The 15,820-nt window shown below is 41.0% G+C and carries 18 protein-coding genes; 14 read left to right on the plus strand and 4 right to left on the minus strand.

Annotation, left to right across the window (positions count from 1 at the left end; genetic code table 11):
* Position 1: 1 nt before the first annotated feature.
* Both modB and modC read left to right on the plus strand, forming a co-directional pair.
* Positions 2–688 (plus strand): molybdate ABC transporter permease subunit, encoded by a 687-nt coding sequence (gene modB, locus MHN79_RS13345; RefSeq protein ID WP_239173294.1) that lies wholly within the window; start codon positions 2–4, stop codon positions 686–688.
* The gene (modC, locus tag MHN79_RS13350; RefSeq protein ID WP_239173295.1) at positions 688–1,794 is read left to right on the plus strand and encodes a molybdenum ABC transporter ATP-binding protein ModC; all 1,107 of its coding nucleotides are present in this window, start codon (positions 688–690) and stop codon (positions 1,792–1,794) included. Before modB ends, modC begins: the two co-directional genes overlap by 1 nt.
* A gap of 37 nt (positions 1,795–1,831) precedes the next feature.
* Here modC and MHN79_RS13355 read toward each other — a convergent pair whose 3' ends face one another.
* Positions 1,832–2,266, minus strand: coding sequence for a DUF3069 domain-containing protein (locus tag MHN79_RS13355; RefSeq protein ID WP_239173296.1), 435 nt, complete (start codon positions 2,264–2,266; stop codon positions 1,832–1,834).
* Between the two features lie 173 nt (positions 2,267–2,439).
* Here MHN79_RS13355 and MHN79_RS13360 point away from each other — a divergent pair, with 173 nt between their 5' ends.
* The 11 genes from MHN79_RS13360 to MHN79_RS13410 all read left to right on the plus strand — a co-directional run bounded on the left by MHN79_RS13360 (position 2,440) and on the right by MHN79_RS13410 (position 13,024).
* Complete coding sequence (locus MHN79_RS13360) at positions 2,440–3,372, plus strand: diguanylate cyclase (protein WP_239173297.1); 933 nt, start codon at positions 2,440–2,442, stop codon at positions 3,370–3,372.
* Positions 3,373–3,622: 250 nt separating this feature from the next.
* The gene (locus tag MHN79_RS13365; RefSeq protein ID WP_160927932.1) at positions 3,623–3,994 is read left to right on the plus strand and encodes a late competence development ComFB family protein; all 372 of its coding nucleotides are present in this window, start codon (positions 3,623–3,625) and stop codon (positions 3,992–3,994) included.
* A gap of 10 nt (positions 3,995–4,004) precedes the next feature.
* Positions 4,005–4,286: an HlyU family transcriptional regulator gene (locus MHN79_RS13370; protein ID WP_114786203.1), complete on the plus strand. Its 282-nt coding sequence runs from the start codon at positions 4,005–4,007 to the stop codon at positions 4,284–4,286.
* A 244-nt stretch (positions 4,287–4,530) separates the two neighbouring features.
* The gene (pntA, locus tag MHN79_RS13375) at positions 4,531–6,069 is read left to right on the plus strand and encodes a Re/Si-specific NAD(P)(+) transhydrogenase subunit alpha (RefSeq protein ID WP_239173298.1); all 1,539 of its coding nucleotides are present in this window, start codon (positions 4,531–4,533) and stop codon (positions 6,067–6,069) included.
* Positions 6,070–6,081: 12 nt separating this feature from the next.
* Positions 6,082–7,458: a Re/Si-specific NAD(P)(+) transhydrogenase subunit beta gene (gene pntB, locus MHN79_RS13380; RefSeq protein WP_239173299.1), complete on the plus strand. Its 1,377-nt coding sequence runs from the start codon at positions 6,082–6,084 to the stop codon at positions 7,456–7,458.
* Between the two features lie 124 nt (positions 7,459–7,582).
* Positions 7,583–9,058 (plus strand): sensor histidine kinase VxrA, encoded by a 1,476-nt coding sequence (vxrA, locus tag MHN79_RS13385; RefSeq protein WP_343283931.1) that lies wholly within the window; start codon positions 7,583–7,585, stop codon positions 9,056–9,058.
* Entirely contained in the window at positions 9,033–9,692 is a 660-nt protein-coding gene (gene vxrB, locus MHN79_RS13390; protein WP_114786199.1) for a response regulator transcription factor VxrB, read from the plus strand. The genes vxrA and vxrB overlap by 26 nt, the downstream gene beginning before the upstream one ends.
* Positions 9,692–10,564: a DUF2861 family protein gene (locus MHN79_RS13395; RefSeq protein ID WP_160927922.1), complete on the plus strand. Its 873-nt coding sequence runs from the start codon at positions 9,692–9,694 to the stop codon at positions 10,562–10,564. The genes vxrB and MHN79_RS13395 overlap by 1 nt, the downstream gene beginning before the upstream one ends.
* 59 nt (positions 10,565–10,623) lie before the next feature.
* The gene (locus MHN79_RS13400) at positions 10,624–11,838 is read left to right on the plus strand and encodes a conjugal transfer protein TraF (RefSeq protein ID WP_160927920.1); all 1,215 of its coding nucleotides are present in this window, start codon (positions 10,624–10,626) and stop codon (positions 11,836–11,838) included.
* Positions 11,839–11,917: 79 nt separating this feature from the next.
* Complete coding sequence (locus MHN79_RS13405) at positions 11,918–12,070, plus strand: YoaH family protein (protein WP_114786196.1); 153 nt, start codon at positions 11,918–11,920, stop codon at positions 12,068–12,070.
* Positions 12,071–12,550: 480 nt separating this feature from the next.
* Positions 12,551–13,024, plus strand: a complete 474-nt coding sequence (locus MHN79_RS13410) for a GNAT family N-acetyltransferase (protein ID WP_239173301.1) — start codon at positions 12,551–12,553, stop codon at positions 13,022–13,024.
* A 19-nt stretch (positions 13,025–13,043) separates the two neighbouring features.
* Here the strand turns inward: MHN79_RS13410 and MHN79_RS13415 are convergent, their stop codons facing one another.
* Entirely contained in the window at positions 13,044–13,586 is a 543-nt protein-coding gene (locus MHN79_RS13415) for a hypothetical protein (protein WP_239173302.1), read from the minus strand.
* A gap of 169 nt (positions 13,587–13,755) precedes the next feature.
* Between MHN79_RS13415 and MHN79_RS13420 the strand changes: the two genes are divergently transcribed.
* On the plus strand, positions 13,756–14,481 hold the full coding sequence (locus MHN79_RS13420; protein ID WP_239173303.1) for a DUF429 domain-containing protein: 726 nt from the start codon (positions 13,756–13,758) through the stop codon (positions 14,479–14,481).
* A 15-nt stretch (positions 14,482–14,496) separates the two neighbouring features.
* Here MHN79_RS13420 and MHN79_RS13425 read toward each other — a convergent pair whose 3' ends face one another.
* Together MHN79_RS13425 and MHN79_RS13430 are read right to left on the minus strand one after the other, a co-directional pair.
* Positions 14,497–15,132, minus strand: coding sequence for a hypothetical protein (locus MHN79_RS13425; protein WP_239173304.1), 636 nt, complete (start codon positions 15,130–15,132; stop codon positions 14,497–14,499).
* A 247-nt stretch (positions 15,133–15,379) separates the two neighbouring features.
* The gene (locus MHN79_RS13430; protein WP_239173305.1) at positions 15,380–15,532 is read right to left on the minus strand and encodes a hypothetical protein; all 153 of its coding nucleotides are present in this window, start codon (positions 15,530–15,532) and stop codon (positions 15,380–15,382) included.
* Positions 15,533–15,820: the final 288 nt, after the last annotated feature.

The following is a 15,820-nucleotide window of genomic DNA, read 5'->3' on the forward strand; positions in this document are numbered from 1 at the left end:
CTTGCTTTCTGAATATGAATATCAGGCTCTCATACTGAGTTTGAAGGTTGCTTTTTACACTGTTTTGTGGCTATTGCCGATTGGTATTGGTTTGGGTTGGTTATTGGCAAAAAAACAGTTTTTTGGCAAAAGTTGGTTGGACAGTTTCTTGCATTTACCACTTGTATTACCCCCTGTTGTTATTGGCTACTTACTGCTTGTTTCAATGGGCCAACAAGGCTTTATTGGTCAGTGGTTGTACAAGTATTTGGGTATTGTGTTCTCTTTTAATTGGAAGGGTGCAGTACTCGCAAGCATTGTGGTTGCATTGCCACTGATGGTGCGTGCGATTCGACTAAGTATTGAGAGCATTGACCCTAAATTAGATCAAGCGGCAGCTACATTAGGTGCATCACCGGTGCGCCGTTTTGTTACTATCACTTTGCCTTTGATGTTCCCTGGGATTATAAGCGGGACACTATTATCATTTGCTCGAAGTTTAGGTGAGTTTGGGGCAACGATAAGTTTTGTCTCCAACATCCCTGGAGTAACCCAAACGCTTCCACTCGCGATGTTTTCTTCAATAGAAACACCTGGTGCAGAAATTGAAACTATGCGCTTATGTACTATTTCTTTAACTATTGCGTTGTCCTCATTAATGATTTCCGAGCTTGTTGCACGGCAGTGCCAAAAAAGATTGGAGGGATAATGAACAGTATACGTGTTTGCTTTAAGCAAAACCTGGGGCATACAAAGTTTGATATTGACGTTACAATCCCAAATAAAGGAATTACATCTGTATTCGGAAAGTCGGGGGCTGGGAAAACCTCCCTAATTAATGTTATTGCAGGACTAAACCAGCCTGATCAAGGTGAGATTGTTGTATCTGGAACCACTTTGTTCTGTTCTGATACTAAGGTAAATGTTCCTACTCATAAACGTAAAGTGGGATACGTATTTCAAGATTCAAGGCTTTTTCCACACTATAGCGTCAAAGGGAATTTATTGTATGGAGTGACTGAGCCTGACACTCAACACTTTAACAAAATACTAAACCTTCTTGACTTACAATCATTACTTCATAGGTATCCTAGCCAGCTATCTGGCGGTGAAAAACAGCGAGTTGCTATCGGTCGAGCTCTATTATGTAAACCCGCCGTTTTGTTGATGGACGAGCCACTGGCATCGCTCGATATGCCCTTAAAAAAAGAGGTATTGCCTTACTTGGAGCATTTGGCTCAAGAAATACAGTTGCCGATTATATATGTATCGCATAGTTTGTATGAACTTGTACGTCTCGCTAATCATATCGTTGTGATTGATAGTGGTAAAGTGGTCGCTTCAGGGCCTCTTGAAGCAATCTGGCAAACCCCAGCATTGAGTCAATGGCAAACTTCAAGTCATCATAGTTCTCTTTTTGAAGCAAGTTTAGCCAGTCATAATAAGCATTATGCTTTATCGCGACTTAAACTTGCTAAAAATGTCGATCTTTGGGTACAAAAGCTCGAAGTACCGCTCGAGTCTAAGCTTAGGATTCAAGTTAAGGCTGCTGATGTATCTATTACTCTAGATAAACCATCTCAAACCTCAATCCGTAATATATTGCCATCAAAAGTTGTTGAAATCTCAAATCAAGATGAAGATGATCAGAGCAAAAATGTCTATGTAAAGCTTGAATTAGCAGAGCAACGTTTTCTATGGGCAGAAATAACAGCGTGGGCAAGAGATGAACTGGAATTAAAGAAAGGATTGAACGTTTTTGCACAAATTAAAGGAGTAAGTGTGACAACAAACGATATCGTACTCAAAACGTAAATCGCTTCTTATCACACTGTACCAATTTAAGACGGGTTTATTTTGCAAACACTTGAGTGAATTCACGCTTTAGCAGAGGATCGCGTCTAGCCTTTTTAATTTGCTTCAGCATATCTTTAATGCAGTTGTGCATGACTTTTTCAATAACGTCGGCTTGATATGCTTCTTTGTCTTCATCAGCGATAGTTTGTGATAGCTCTTGTGTTTGAAGCTCTTCGATAACACCTAGCCCAGCAAATGCTTGGCTGACTGAAACAAGTGCATGAAATTGTTCAAAGTTATCCAAAATGTTTTGAGCACTTGCTGGTAGCTGACTCCAAGCTTCACGAACCGCATTTTCTGAAGCTTGATGAATCGACGCAACCATGGCGTGCATTTGCTCGGGCACCTTGTCAAATTCTATAACGCGACGTAGCTCTTCAGAAACGGTAGAAAGATCAATAAGTGAGGGAGCTTGGGTATCTTCAGACATCAGATTTACTTCTCTTAGATTATAATAAGTGAGTGACGGCTATCGTAGAAAATCCACATAAAATGTCAACTATAGTGGAGGAAATGGCCTCCATAGAGTAACCTTCATTATAAGCAACTGATTTTACAGCCTAGTTAATAAAGGGTATGCGCGTGAAAATCTCTGGATCTTCGATGAAAATTCTCCTAGTCGACGACGTGCAAATGGAGCGCATGCAATTGGCTATTCGCCTCAAGCAACTAGGACATACCGTGGAAATGGCGGCATCAGGAGAGCAGGCCCTAGAACTGTATCCCGTCTTTGAACCAGATCTTATCTTACTCGATATTTCCATGCCAGGTATGGATGGTTTCGAGGTTTCACAGCGAATTCGTTCACTATATGAAGAATGGATACCTATCATTTTTCTTAGTAGTCACGATGAACCTGCAATGATCGCAAATGCTATCGAGGCTGGAGGTGATGACTACTTAACCAAACCGGTTGATAAAATAGTGTTAGGCTCAAAACTTACCGCTATGCAAAGAATTGCATTTATGCGAAGAGAGTTGAACCAAAAAACAGCCGAACTTGCCAAAGTAAATCAAGAGCTTGAGAAGCTTGCCAGTGAAGATGGTTTGACCAAGGTGAAAAATCGTCGCTATGTTGATGAAAAATTAAAAGAAATGATCTCAATTCATGGTCGGCATGGATTACCGCTTAGTCTGATATTATTGGACGTCGATTATTTCAAGCTCTTCAACGACAATTATGGCCATATCGAAGGTGATAAATGTTTAATCGAAATGGCTCAGGCTTTAGCTTTACTTTTTTCCCGCAGTGGGGAAATCGTAGGCCGATATGGCGGTGAAGAATTTGTTGTTGTGTTGGGGCATGTCGATGAAGAAGATGCAAAACAACATGCGATGAGGATACAGTCGACCATAGAAGCCTTAGCAATAAAACATGAATATAGTGGCGTTTCTGATATTATGACGGTGTCACAAGGAATTTGTTGCTTTACTCCCACAGGTAAAGAAGAACCAGAAGAAGTGTATGCAATGGCTGACAAAGGTCTGTATGCGTCTAAAAAGGCGGGCAGAAACCGTTTCACGTTTTTATCGTAATAGTACCTCCTACTATTTATTCGCCTGAAAAAACTATCACCCCCAACTGATGCTTCTTAAGTTGCGTGGCAATTTATTTGGACACTTTTATTTGATGGTATGCCAAGGTTTTTACTAGAATAGATAATGAAAAGTGAGTATTGATGTCGGTAGTGGCTTAAGCATGATGTTTTTGTAAAGGTGTATGAGGTATATGTTTTACCATTAGCTAATGCTCAGGGAAATCTAAATCTTAAAGGGGTTGAGGTTTATGCAGATTAGTGTTGATGTTCATAACTATATGGAAACTTTAGTTGGACAAGTATTAGCTGATAGCGAATATACCGACAGATTTGATCATGAGCAGCTTGCCGACTTAGCTTGCTTGGCACTGGGTCAATTACGACCTGTGTATATTCGTTATGATATAGACTTTCTTTCCGCTCTCTCAGAAGAAAGACTTGTGGTGCTAAAACGCTATTCCGAAGACGCGGTGAAAGCATCTCTGTCTATGATAGTTGAAGACAGAAGAAGTAAACGCAAAGACGAAGTCCCAGTAGTGTTTAGTAAACCAAAATTTGACGATGACATCGAACTAGAGTGGTTTGAAAAGCCGCTAGCATCAAATGAAAACGGTACTTAGGAGTTTAGTAGTGGGATTATTTTCTCGACTGTTTGGTAACAATCAAAAAGAACAGAGTAGTAAGGATATACAGCCAGAAGAGTACAAAGGGTTTCTCATATACCAAGAAGCTCAAGCCGAAGGTGGACAGTTTCGCATCGCTGGCCGTATCACCAAGAATATAGAAGGGGAAGTCAGAGAGCATCGCTTTATACGCTCGGATGTCCTTGCTTCAGAATCGGATGCTAATGAGTTCATGCTTGCAAAAGCGAAAATGTTCATCGATCAAACCAAAGGCGACATATTCACTTAGAGACAGTGACCCACCTGTCATAAGAAAAGGATTCGTGATTTGCGAATCCTTCTTTCATTTCCACTCGATATGTTTCTCATATTTTTATGTAATCGATGAAATCGTTGCACTAAATCGATAGCTTGTCACACCAAGGATAACTAGATATGACTGCACTTTGTATTTTCCATACAAAGTGCTTGAAGTTCATGAAAGCGTTCGATAAAAACAATGAATCATTGTTGCCAGCAGTCAAGGAACCAGTATGCAAATCGGAGTACCAAGAGAGATACTTGCGGGTGAAACGCGCGTAGCCGCTTCTCCAAAGTCGGTAGAACAGTTATTGAAATTAGGGTTTAGCGTAAATATTGAATCTAAGGCAGGTGAGCTAGCCAGCTTTGGTGATGATGCTTTTACGACTAGTGGTGCCAATATTGTCACCCAAGATGAAGTATGGTTATCTGATATCATTCTTAAAGTGAATGCACCTAGTGATAAAGAAATAGAATTAATTAAAGAAGGGGCAACACTGGTAAGCTTTATCTGGCCTGCTCAGAACACCGAGCTTATGGAAAAGCTATCTGCTAAAAAGATTAATGTCCTAGCTATGGATTCAGTGCCGCGTATTTCTAGAGCTCAATCTCTGGATGCTTTATCTTCAATGGCCAATATTGCCGGTTATCGAGCTGTTGTTGAAGCCGCACATGAATTCGGACGTTTCTTTACTGGACAAATTACAGCGGCAGGAAAGGTTCCTCCTGCGAAGGTCCTTGTTGCTGGTGCCGGAGTGGCTGGTTTGGCGGCCATCGGAGCTGCAGGTAGCTTAGGCGCCATCGTTCGTGCATTCGATGTAAGACCAGAAGTCAAAGAGCAAGTCCAATCAATGGGAGCAGAGTTCCTTGAAGTGAACTTTAAGGAAGAATCTGGATCAGGTGATGGATATGCCAAAGAAATGTCAGAGGCATTCAATAAAAAAGCGGAAGAGCTTTATGCTGAACAAGCAAAAGACGTCGATATCATTATTACCACAGCGCTCATTCCAGGCAAACCCGCGCCGAAACTCATTACCAAAAAAATGGTGGATAGCATGCGACCTGGCAGTGTCGTTATCGATCTCGCGGCGGCGAATGGAGGAAACTGCGCATATACCAAGCCAGATAAAGTCGTAACGACTAAAAATGGCGTAAAAGTTGTCGGGTATACAGATATGGTTGGGCGCCTTCCGACTCAATCATCTCAGCTTTACGCTACTAACCTAGTGAATCTTCTTAAGCTGCTATGTAAGGAGAAAGACGGCAATATCAATATAGACTTTGATGATGTCGTGCTAAGAGCGGTGACTGTAGTCAAAAGTGGCGAAATTACATGGCCAGCGCCTCCGATACAGGTTTCTGCTCAGCCAACACAGCAGCAAACAAAAGAAGTGCCAAAAAACACCGAGAAAAAAGAACAGCCAGTGTCTCGAACTAAAAAGCTCGCTGCACTGGGGGTAGGTTTGTGTAGTTTTGCTTGGGTGGCCTCTGTTGCACCAGCATCATTTCTGAGTCATTTTACCGTTTTTGTCCTTGCTTGTGTGGTTGGTTATTACGTTGTCTGGAATGTCACACATGCTTTACATACTCCTCTGATGTCAGTGACCAATGCTATTTCAGGAATTATCGTCGTAGGTGCCCTGTTACAAATAGGTCAAGGGAATGGAGCCGTTTCCTTCTTAGCGTTCATCGCCATATTGATTGCAAGCATTAATATCTTCGGCGGTTTTACTGTAACAAAACGCATGCTTGAAATGTTTCGTAAAGATTAAGGAGTGACACATATGTCTGCAGGACTAACACAAGCAGCGTACATTGTTGCTGCACTATTTTTTATTCTTAGCTTGGCGGGTCTCTCTAAACAAGAGTCTGCAAAGTATGGCAACTACTACGGCATTGCTGGTATGTCGATTGCACTGGTTGCCACTATTTTTGGCCCAGAATCCCAAGGCTTTGTCTGGATCATTATTGCCATGGCAATTGGTGGAACCATAGGTATTCACTATGCTAAGAAAGTCGAAATGACTGAAATGCCTGAATTGGTTGCAATACTGCATAGTTTCGTTGGACTTGCTGCGGTGCTGGTAGGTTATAACAGTTATTTGGATGCTCCTGAAGCAGCGACGCATGCCGAGCATGTTATTCATTTGGTCGAAGTTTTTCTTGGTGTATTCATTGGCGCCGTGACCTTTACTGGCTCGCTGGTTGCATTTGGAAAGCTGCGCGGGGTTGTATCTTCATCGCCGTTAAACTTACCTCACAAGCACAAAATGAACTTGGCGGCTGTCATTGTGTCCGCTTGGTTGCTAACACGTTTCGTAGAAGCAGATGGAAGTTTGCTTGCCTTGTTCGTAATGACATTGATTGCCTTGGCTTTTGGTTATCATTTGGTTGCATCCATCGGTGGAGCAGATATGCCTGTCGTTGTGTCAATGCTTAACTCTTACTCCGGTTGGGCAGCAGCAGCAGCAGGCTTTATGCTTGCCAATGATTTGCTTATTGTTACTGGCGCTTTAGTCGGTTCATCAGGTGCGATTCTTTCCTACATAATGTGTAAGGCAATGAATCGGTCATTTATTAGCGTTATTGCCGGCGGTTTTGGCCAAGAAGTCTCGATTTCTAGTGATGTTGATCATGGAGAACACCGTGAATCATCGGCAGATGAAGTGGCAGAGCTATTAAAAAATTCTAAATCCGTCATAATTACACCGGGATATGGAATGGCAGTCGCGCAAGCACAATATCCTGTCCATGAAATAACAGAAAAACTCAGATCTAAAGGAGTGAATGTACGTTTTGGTATCCACCCAGTAGCAGGTCGGTTGCCTGGTCACATGAACGTATTATTAGCCGAAGCAAAGGTGCCTTATGATATTGTCCTAGAAATGGACGAGATCAATGATGACTTTGAAGAAACTGATACTGTTTTGGTTATTGGTGCCAATGATACGGTGAATCCAGCAGCGCAGGAGGACCCAGCCAGTCCCATAGCAGGCATGCCAGTATTAGAGGTTTGGAACGCCAAAAATGTCATTGTGTTTAAACGTTCAATGAATACTGGTTATGCAGGAGTACAAAACCCGTTATTTTTTAAGGAAAATACTCAAATGTTGTTCGGAGACGCGAAAGAGAGTGTAGACGCGATATCCAAAGCTCTGTAGTATAGTCTGACGAGTAGGAGCCAGCATTAGCTGGCTTCTTTCGTTTTGTGGGTAGCATTATTGACACCAATATCACATTGGAAATTTATATTTTTGCGATAATACTTTACTCTAAATCTAACCCATTGATTTACAGATTTTTGCATTGATTAGAACGGTTTTAAAAACATTGGTGATCGCTATTACAGTTATATGTAATACGGCCAGCGCGAATTCATTACCTGAGCGAATTGATAAGTTTGTCGACTCGTTCAATCAAGATATTTTCACTGCATCTTATGACATTCGTATTTTGCAGTCAGACTATCCCACGCGCTTAATTACACCTAATTCAATGCTACCGCAAACGTCCGCATACCCGTTAAGGGACATACAACGCCTTTATCAAATTGCTCAAAACTGTACAGGAAAACTGCCTCTTAGCCCACTAATCACAGAGCCTCTCGTTTTTACTCGTGCTATGTGTAAAGGTACTAAGTTAAGCCAAAAGTGGTTCGCTCGCAGCGGGCTAATTCACCCTGGTGGTGGTACCTATGCGAAAAGATACGCTGAGCTTCACCCCGAAAAACAAGAACAGTTACAACAATATATGCACATAAAAGAGCGTCCGCTTGCACCACGTGTGACATTGTTGGGTCGTTTGCAAAGAATGGACGAAGAAACCATTATGGCGCTAATTTCCGGTTCCAGCATGTTTCTTGAGCAAGGCGAGCTATGGTTAAGGCAAAATGACAGTTATCTTGTCTTTCCTGAGAGTACTTGGAGAAAAAACGCCGATGAAGCAGGGTTAAGCGTCGCGCTAAAAGGTGACTCGAACAGTTGTTTTGTTAGACGAGGAAACCTCTGTTGGGATGTACAAGATCATTCGGAGTTCCTACGTATTAGTATGGTTGTGCTTGTCATTGCCAACATCTTTCTGGTGTTAGGCTGGGCAGTGTACCGATGGAATACAAAGCGACAAGAGATGAAGAGTCGAATGTTGATTCTTCAGATACTCACACATGAACTTAGAACCCCGATCGCGAGTCTATCTCTTACAGTCGAAGGGTTTAGACGAGAGTTCGAAAAATTACCTGAATCTGTATACGATGAGTTTCGACGACTGTGTGAAGATTCTCGCCGTTTAAGGCAGCTTGCCGAAGCGAGTAAAGATTATCTTCAGTCTGACAACAAGCCGCTCGCCACTGAATGGGTTCCATCAGTAAAAGAATGGCTAGAGTTTAAGGTTGATGAGGAATTTAACGGCAAAGTTAAACTTAAAATCAATCAAGATGTAGCCGCAAAGCTAAATGTCTATTGGCTTGGAACTTGTATTGATAATTTAATACGCAATGCCATTAAATATGGGGTTGCTCCTATTGTACTGGATATAGGTACAGAGGATAATTTAATTACTGTTAAGCTTATAGACCAAGGTGAGTTAACTCAAAAAGATTGGCGCCAATTGCGTCAACCATTTGTTAGTAAAGCCGGTCTTGGTTTAGGCTTAACCATCGTTGAATCTATGGTGAGTCGAATGGGGGGACGAATGTCCTTAGTCGGCCCACCAACAACGTTTATATTGGAGATACCTTGTGAAACAGACACTGCTTCTTGTTGAAGACGACAAAAATCTGGCCGATGGTCTGCTAGTTAGCTTAGAACAAGCAGGATATGAATGTTTTCACGCTGAAAGCATTGCAGAAGTAGAACAGTACTGGGAGAAATCAGACTTAGTGATTCTAGATCGCCAACTGCCTGATGGCGACTCCGTAGAGCACCTAGTCGGCTGGAAAGAAATAAAAGATGTCCCAGTTATTCTACTGACGGCGTTGGTGACCGTAAAAGACAAGGTTACGGGTTTAGATGCAGGCGCAAATGACTATTTAACCAAGCCATTCGCCGAGGCAGAACTGTTTGCTCGTATTCGTGCACAACTAAGGGCTCCTGAATCAGAAGCTCAGGATGATAGTAAAGTAGAAACGCAGCATCTATTAATCGATAAAGCGACGCGTGAAGTGTTTTATAAAGAGGAATCTATAACGCTAACCAGAACAGAGTTTGATCTCTTACTCTTCTTAGCAAGTAACCTCGGGCGCGTGTTTACGCGAGATGAGTTATTGGATCATGTCTGGGGATACAATCATTTTCCAACGACAAGAACCGTAGACACTCATGTTTTGCAGTTACGCCAAAAGCTGCCGGGGCTAGAGATTGAGACTCTTCGTGGTGTTGGATACAAAATGAAGGCCTAATGAGACTAAAAGCACTAATATTGGGCGTGCTTGCTAGTACGCCCATCTCAGCTGCCAACACTTTATGGTTTGAGAACAACTCACCCTTGATTCAAGCCCATAAGTTTCTGCTCAATAACGATTTACCGGCAATGTTTGTTGCTTTGGTAGAAGTCTGGCAGCAGGATAAAAATCAGGCTATTTCTCCTCATCTCAATGAGCTTTTTCAGCAATCACTCCAAGTTGACTGCGGTAAAGGCTTAGACTCAAGACCATTTCCAGAATGGCTGAAAAATGTAACTGTCAGAGCGATTGATACTCAAAGCCCAGGAAGAGACTCATATCGAGCACTTATAGAGGTTTCATCACGTAAAGAAATCTCAGATATTTCTCTTACGCGTTGGGTTCAAAAAAGTATTTCTGCAGACCAATCTTTTATTAGCCTAAGTGAAGAGGATTCACCGACCAAGTCTTACGTCAAACGCTATAACTTAAATAGCAAAATTCCAATGGGCTTATATCGGGTTGATATTACGGCAAAAGATCAGACTTCATGGAGTTCATGGCTGGTTTTTGGTGAATCTAAGGCAAAAGTGAGTATTCGTTGGCAATCTAAAGATCAGTGGCGTGTTGAGCGAAATGCTTTGCTGAACAAACATTGTCCATTACCAAAGCTTGATGCCTCTCTCTACGATTATGTTGACGGTCAATATAATAAAGTATGGGGAGAATCCTATGAGTCTGACTATCCAACCTCACTAGAGCCCAATATTGTTCCTCCAGATCGTTACGTTCTTGCGGTGTCGATGACTCATCAAAGGTGGCAAGGTCCCATAATTGTTGAACAATCCCAAATTATTAGTAAAACATATGATATATCTGTAGAGGAATAGCTAAACTTCATACACAATTAGACGATATAAACCACAGGGATGAAGAAGTTTATATCGATATGAAAAAATCAATAAAAATCTTAGCATTACCTATAGCCTTTCTCTCTGCTCATTCCTATGCGGCAACCTATGCTGTTGAAGCGCGGGGAGATTCAATGGGAGGCACTGGCGTTGTATCCTCCAACTTTTTAACCGCTCCATTTTATAATCCTGCTATTACCGCGATTTATCGTCGTAACGATGATGCCGGAATGATCATTCCTTCTATTGGCTTAAATTATAATGATGAACATGAAATGGTCGATGGTCTTGATCAAGCGGCGAAGATAATAGATGGTGCTGTTAGTTCAAACAGCATTTCCTCGGCTGATGCAGCTGAGCTTCAGACAACGTTAAATGGACTTGAAAACGATATTGCCAAATTAGAACTGGGAGGGGTTGTAGCTTTAGCTATCCCAAATAGTTGGGTAGCGGCTAACTTATTTGGTAAAGCGTATACGGAAGCTTTTGCTCAAACAGATATTTATACTGGCGCCAATACCGGTAACACAGATCTTAACACCGCAGTCAACGCGGAGCTAAGCGCGGTTAATGCTGTCGCAATTGGTGTTGCGGAAGTCGGTATATCACTAGCTAAATACCAAACGTTTCTTGGTCAACATATCTCATTTGGCGTATCTCCTAAAATGCAACGTATCTATACCTATGTTTATACGGCCAACTTAAACAATTACGACATCAAAGATGTGCGAGATAATGGCACGGGCGATACCATGTTCAATATGGATGCTGGTTTTTTGTGGTTTCGTGGACCTTTAAGAGTAGGGGTATCAGCCATGAATATTGTTCCTCGTGACATTACCACCCAAGAGCTGGCTGCACAAACTCTAACATCGAGAATAGATGGTAGCCAATCGCGAACGACTCCTGCCGTATCCTATTCCTATAAAATAAGACCTCAATATACTGTGGGTTTGGGGCTGGTCGGAGACTATTCTGCTTTTAGTGTCGACTATGACCTTAACGAAGATGAGCGTTATACCAGCTTTAGAGATAATACCCAATATGTAAGAGTAGGGGGGGAGATCGATATTATGCGTCAGTTAAAGTTGCGTGCAGGGTGGCGCCGAAACTTAGCTTACGATAATTTAGACGATACGTTCACTGCTGGCATTGGATTGTCACCCTTAAACCTTTTTCAAATGGATATAGGTGCAAGTTACACCAATGAGAACTCTATGGGTGCGTTCATTAATTTTCTCGGTAGTTACTAATTGTTGATTACAACAAAAAGGCTGGCCGACTTAACTAAATAATAATATAGTGAGCTCCAAATTTTAATGGAGCTAGCTTATGTTTGATGACCTCCCAACATTGTCACATGCCGAGCAACAAGAAGCAGTAGAAAAAATCCAAGAGCTTATGGCTCAAGGAATGAGTACAGCGCAGGCAATAAAGTTAATCGCTGAGCAAATACGTAATCAGACCAACGACTCTACCACTTAATCACTTCAATAAATAATCAATCAAGAAGAGGGCACTTGTTAGCCCTTTTTGTTGTTCTGCAATTAGACTCCCTCCGGCTCCAACCACTTACTGGTATAGAGTCAATAAAAACGCTATAAAACATAAGCTTATAACGGGATAATATTCTGTGGCAACAATGAGCTAAAAAGCGTTTGTAATTAAATTACAAAAAGGTTGAGTCAGTCTGCGAGCGCTTACTATCACGCAGCATAATATTCTGCTGCACGGCAAACTCATTATGTAGTTTCTGGTTACCAATTTGGGTCTGTTTTTTTAGAAAATAGAAATGACTAGATAAAGAGTGAGTTTGTTTAAGATGAAAAGTAATTGTGACATTGTAACTAATTAAATTACTTGATGCTTAGTTACAATGTCACTCATAAACTATGTCTTGATAAATTAAATGCTCTATATCAGTATGATACGATTAATTTGTATATTGCATAGCGAAAGGGACATATGATTAGACTTATACAAGCCGAGATTAAGCATGCTCAACCGATTAGCGAACTCATACAAGCTTTAGTTAAAAAATATGTCTGCCCTACCTGCGATGAGTCATTCCATGCAACATTACTTGGTTCAATGACAAGTCAAAGTATTAAAGAGTACATACAATCAGGTTATCAATATCATATAGCCATAGATCCAGAAAGTAATATTATCGCTGTCATCGGTATGCGTGATTCTAATCATCTATATCATTTATTCGTTTCAGATGATTATCAGGGGCAAGGAATCGCACGCAAATTATGGGAAATGGCAAAGTCTGCCAGTTTACGTCAAACAAGACATACTCATTTTACCGTTAATTCGGCGGTAAACGCGGAACATGTATACAAGAATTTTGGCTTCAAGCGCATCGCGGGGGTAAGAACTAGGGGAGGCATGGTAGATGTCCCAATGAGGCTTGATCTGTCAGAAAATGTGTGATTTTACAATTTTTCAAACGCTACAGCATAAACTCCACTTTTGTTTCCTCGACAATGATATCATCTATATATCGTTGGAGAGGATAAGCCACTGACTTTGGCGTATAGATAACACGATATTGAGCTAGCTTTTTCATAACTGGTGTAAACTCGCGTTTTGCGTCTGAATACTCAACATTAAATCCAATTAAAATATTTAGCTCATAAGATAAGGCATACTTGTTGTTATTCAACGGAGTGAGTGTAAGCCAGGAGTCACAATCCACGTTTTGTGATTGGATGTGTTTTTGTTCATCGTCAGTTAGTCCGTCGTATACCCCATTGTCTTCACATAACCGGAAGTGCATGGAGATAGAGTCAACCGGCTCGTCAAAATTAACAATTACTTCTCTATTTGCCTTGCCTTCAGGTGTGTATACCAAGCGTACCTTCTGTCCATCTGGAGTTGGCTCACCGAAAACATGCGTATACTCTAAGTTGTCAAGAAAAGGGCGCTGATTGATGTGGTGGTTTACGCAACCACCAAGAAGAGTACAAAGCAATAATACGGAGAGTATTCTCATAGAAAACAATCAGAAACAACAGATAAACTCATCGATATTGTCTCTTATTTGGCTACAAGATACTAGCAAACAAGTCGAACAAATTATGATTGATAATACATGACATACTCTAGATGTTCGATAGACTAAGTTAGGATCGCTATTTTAGACCTTTTTATTCGGAGTAAATATGAGACTAGCAGGTATTGATCTTGCGTGGAATGGGGAGAAGAATACATCAGCGATAGCGGTTGGAAGCCTTATTGGGAATAAACTGTTCCTAGAAGCTTTAGAACCTGCCATACTCGGTCAGAAGACAATAGTCGAATATTTATCAAGTCAGGAACATCTTGTTGGTGTAGCTATCGACGCGCCTTTAATAATAAATAATCAGACTGGCCAACGAGAATGTGAAAAAGCGTTAAGCCGTACTTACAGTGCAAGAAAAGCCGCGTGTCATCCTTCTAACCAGTCACTTTATCCAAATCCCATGAGCGTGCACCTTTCATTTGCACTGAAAGAAATGGGGTTTGCACACTTGGGGAAAACACGATGGCAAATTGAGTGTTATCCACATCCAAGTATTATTGAATGCTTTGGGCTAACAGAAAGGTTGCTATACAAAAAGGGCAATGTCGTGGATAAGAGGAAAGGGCAGGTGATATTGGCCAACTTGATATCCAAGCTACAATATTCACCAGTGCTTGCACTTGAAATTCCTCAGCAGCTTAAATCGTTCTTGTCTGAATCAACAATTCAATCGTTGAAGGGAAAAGCGCTAAAAAGTAATGAGGATACGCTTGATGCGATAATATGCTTATATATAGCCGCGCTTTACCAGCTTAACGCCATAGGCACTACCTATGGCGACTCCAATGACGGTTATATGTGGGTTCCTCAGATATGCTGTATATGATGATAAAAACCGCGACTATTCTAACTTCAATTTGTAGTCATTTAACAGCTCCTGAATTAACTGCTTTACTACCTGTAAACTCACTTTATCATCATTGTGGAAATAGCCTGCTTGAGAGATAGTAACTTCTTTCTTAGCATGGTCCATTGTCATTTCTAATATAGAGTCGTTAGGTAAAGTGATATCGATACATTTTTCACCGCTACCAAAGCTTTTCTCGCCCTCATCAATATAGATTTCATCGACACCATGTAAATCCAACATAGACGTTAAATCAGAGGCTAGATTACCATAAGTTAAAGTCGGGCGACTTAAGCTAGTTTCCAACTCAGCCCGATTGAACATTGGACCTAATGTCGATTGCAATAACTGAATGCTCCGCTTAACCAATGGCTGTGGCCTTGTATAATAAACGATCTCATTGGTTAAAGTGTTACTCGCATTCGCAAGATCTTTTTCCAATCCTTTTTCTATGATTTGGCAAGCAAGATTGGCCTTGTAGTTCTTCGAAATCTGGGATTCAAAGAACTTTACCTTATTTGCTACAGCATTGGTCTTAAGGTTGGCAATAGAACGACAGTGGAAAGTAGCATCAGCTTTATTTGAGGGCATGCCAACTTGGTGATGTGTCAATGACGGTTGAATTCTCATACTTTACTCGTGGTTGATAGGTTTATCTTGATGAAAACCACTATACCCAGTCGAAAATTTCCATCACGAGAGTAATTGCGAAACCTCATGAAAAGAGTGTCTGGTCGAATTGATGGTTTGAGCTTGGAATAACAATAAGTATTGATAGTAAGGTGAAATGTGATGAAATTTGGTGTAAAAATCCGCTCTGTATTTGAATCGTAAGAGAAAAAAGTAAGGCATATCACAACTGATATGCCTCAAATAACTAAGGGTAGCAAGAAACAGGGTTGAAGTGGCATGGTATAGCACCACCGCCAGAAGAGTCGCCATTATCAGGATTATCATCGGCAAAAGCGGTTGCTGACGACAGTGAAAAGACAGCCAAGCTTAACAAGATTAATTTTTTTATTTTTATCATATTCAAAAAGACTCATATTGATTGAATGGAGTAAGGATTCTAGAAATAAGTTAGAGTATGGTAAATCAAAACTTTGTATCTAAACATTGCGACCCGAAATGACAACTCAATTACAGAGGGAATTTCTAACCTATAATTTGGTCTGTTTAAGGAGCTCTTCACTCAAAATTCATAGTGCGCATTACGTGCATTATGTTAAATTAAGTGTCCAATACTAAAGAGTGCATCTGCACTCCTAGTCTATATGCTTACAACGTGTCTGTTGCATTCAACATAACCCATTTACCA

Origin of the sequence: Vibrio sp. Of14-4, assembly GCF_022347625.1 — a bacterium.
Taxonomy (GTDB): domain Bacteria; phylum Pseudomonadota; class Gammaproteobacteria; order Enterobacterales; family Vibrionaceae; genus Vibrio; species Vibrio pristinus.

Excerpts from the sequence above, each read along its gene's own strand:
- modC (WP_239173295.1), top strand. The coding sequence starts at position 688 with ATGAACAGTATACGTGTTTGCTTTAAGCAAAACCTGGGGCATACAAAG.
- MHN79_RS13355 (WP_239173296.1), bottom strand. The coding sequence starts at position 2,266 with ATGTCTGAAGATACCCAAGCTCCCTCACTTATTGATCTTTCTACCGTT.
- MHN79_RS13360 (WP_239173297.1), top strand. The coding sequence starts at position 2,440 with ATGAAAATTCTCCTAGTCGACGACGTGCAAATGGAGCGCATGCAATTG.
- MHN79_RS13365 (WP_160927932.1), top strand. The coding sequence starts at position 3,623 with ATGCAGATTAGTGTTGATGTTCATAACTATATGGAAACTTTAGTTGGA.
- pntA (WP_239173298.1), top strand. The coding sequence starts at position 4,531 with ATGCAAATCGGAGTACCAAGAGAGATACTTGCGGGTGAAACGCGCGTA.
- pntB (WP_239173299.1), top strand. The coding sequence starts at position 6,082 with ATGTCTGCAGGACTAACACAAGCAGCGTACATTGTTGCTGCACTATTT.
- MHN79_RS13395 (WP_160927922.1), top strand. The coding sequence starts at position 9,692 with ATGAGACTAAAAGCACTAATATTGGGCGTGCTTGCTAGTACGCCCATC.
- MHN79_RS13400 (WP_160927920.1), top strand. The coding sequence starts at position 10,624 with ATGAAAAAATCAATAAAAATCTTAGCATTACCTATAGCCTTTCTCTCT.
- MHN79_RS13405 (WP_114786196.1), top strand. The coding sequence starts at position 11,918 with ATGTTTGATGACCTCCCAACATTGTCACATGCCGAGCAACAAGAAGCA.
- MHN79_RS13410 (WP_239173301.1), top strand. The coding sequence starts at position 12,551 with ATGATTAGACTTATACAAGCCGAGATTAAGCATGCTCAACCGATTAGC.
- MHN79_RS13415 (WP_239173302.1), bottom strand. The coding sequence starts at position 13,586 with ATGAGAATACTCTCCGTATTATTGCTTTGTACTCTTCTTGGTGGTTGC.
- MHN79_RS13420 (WP_239173303.1), top strand. The coding sequence starts at position 13,756 with ATGAGACTAGCAGGTATTGATCTTGCGTGGAATGGGGAGAAGAATACA.
- MHN79_RS13425 (WP_239173304.1), bottom strand. The coding sequence starts at position 15,132 with ATGAGAATTCAACCGTCATTGACACATCACCAAGTTGGCATGCCCTCA.
- MHN79_RS13430 (WP_239173305.1), bottom strand. The coding sequence starts at position 15,532 with ATGATAAAAATAAAAAAATTAATCTTGTTAAGCTTGGCTGTCTTTTCA.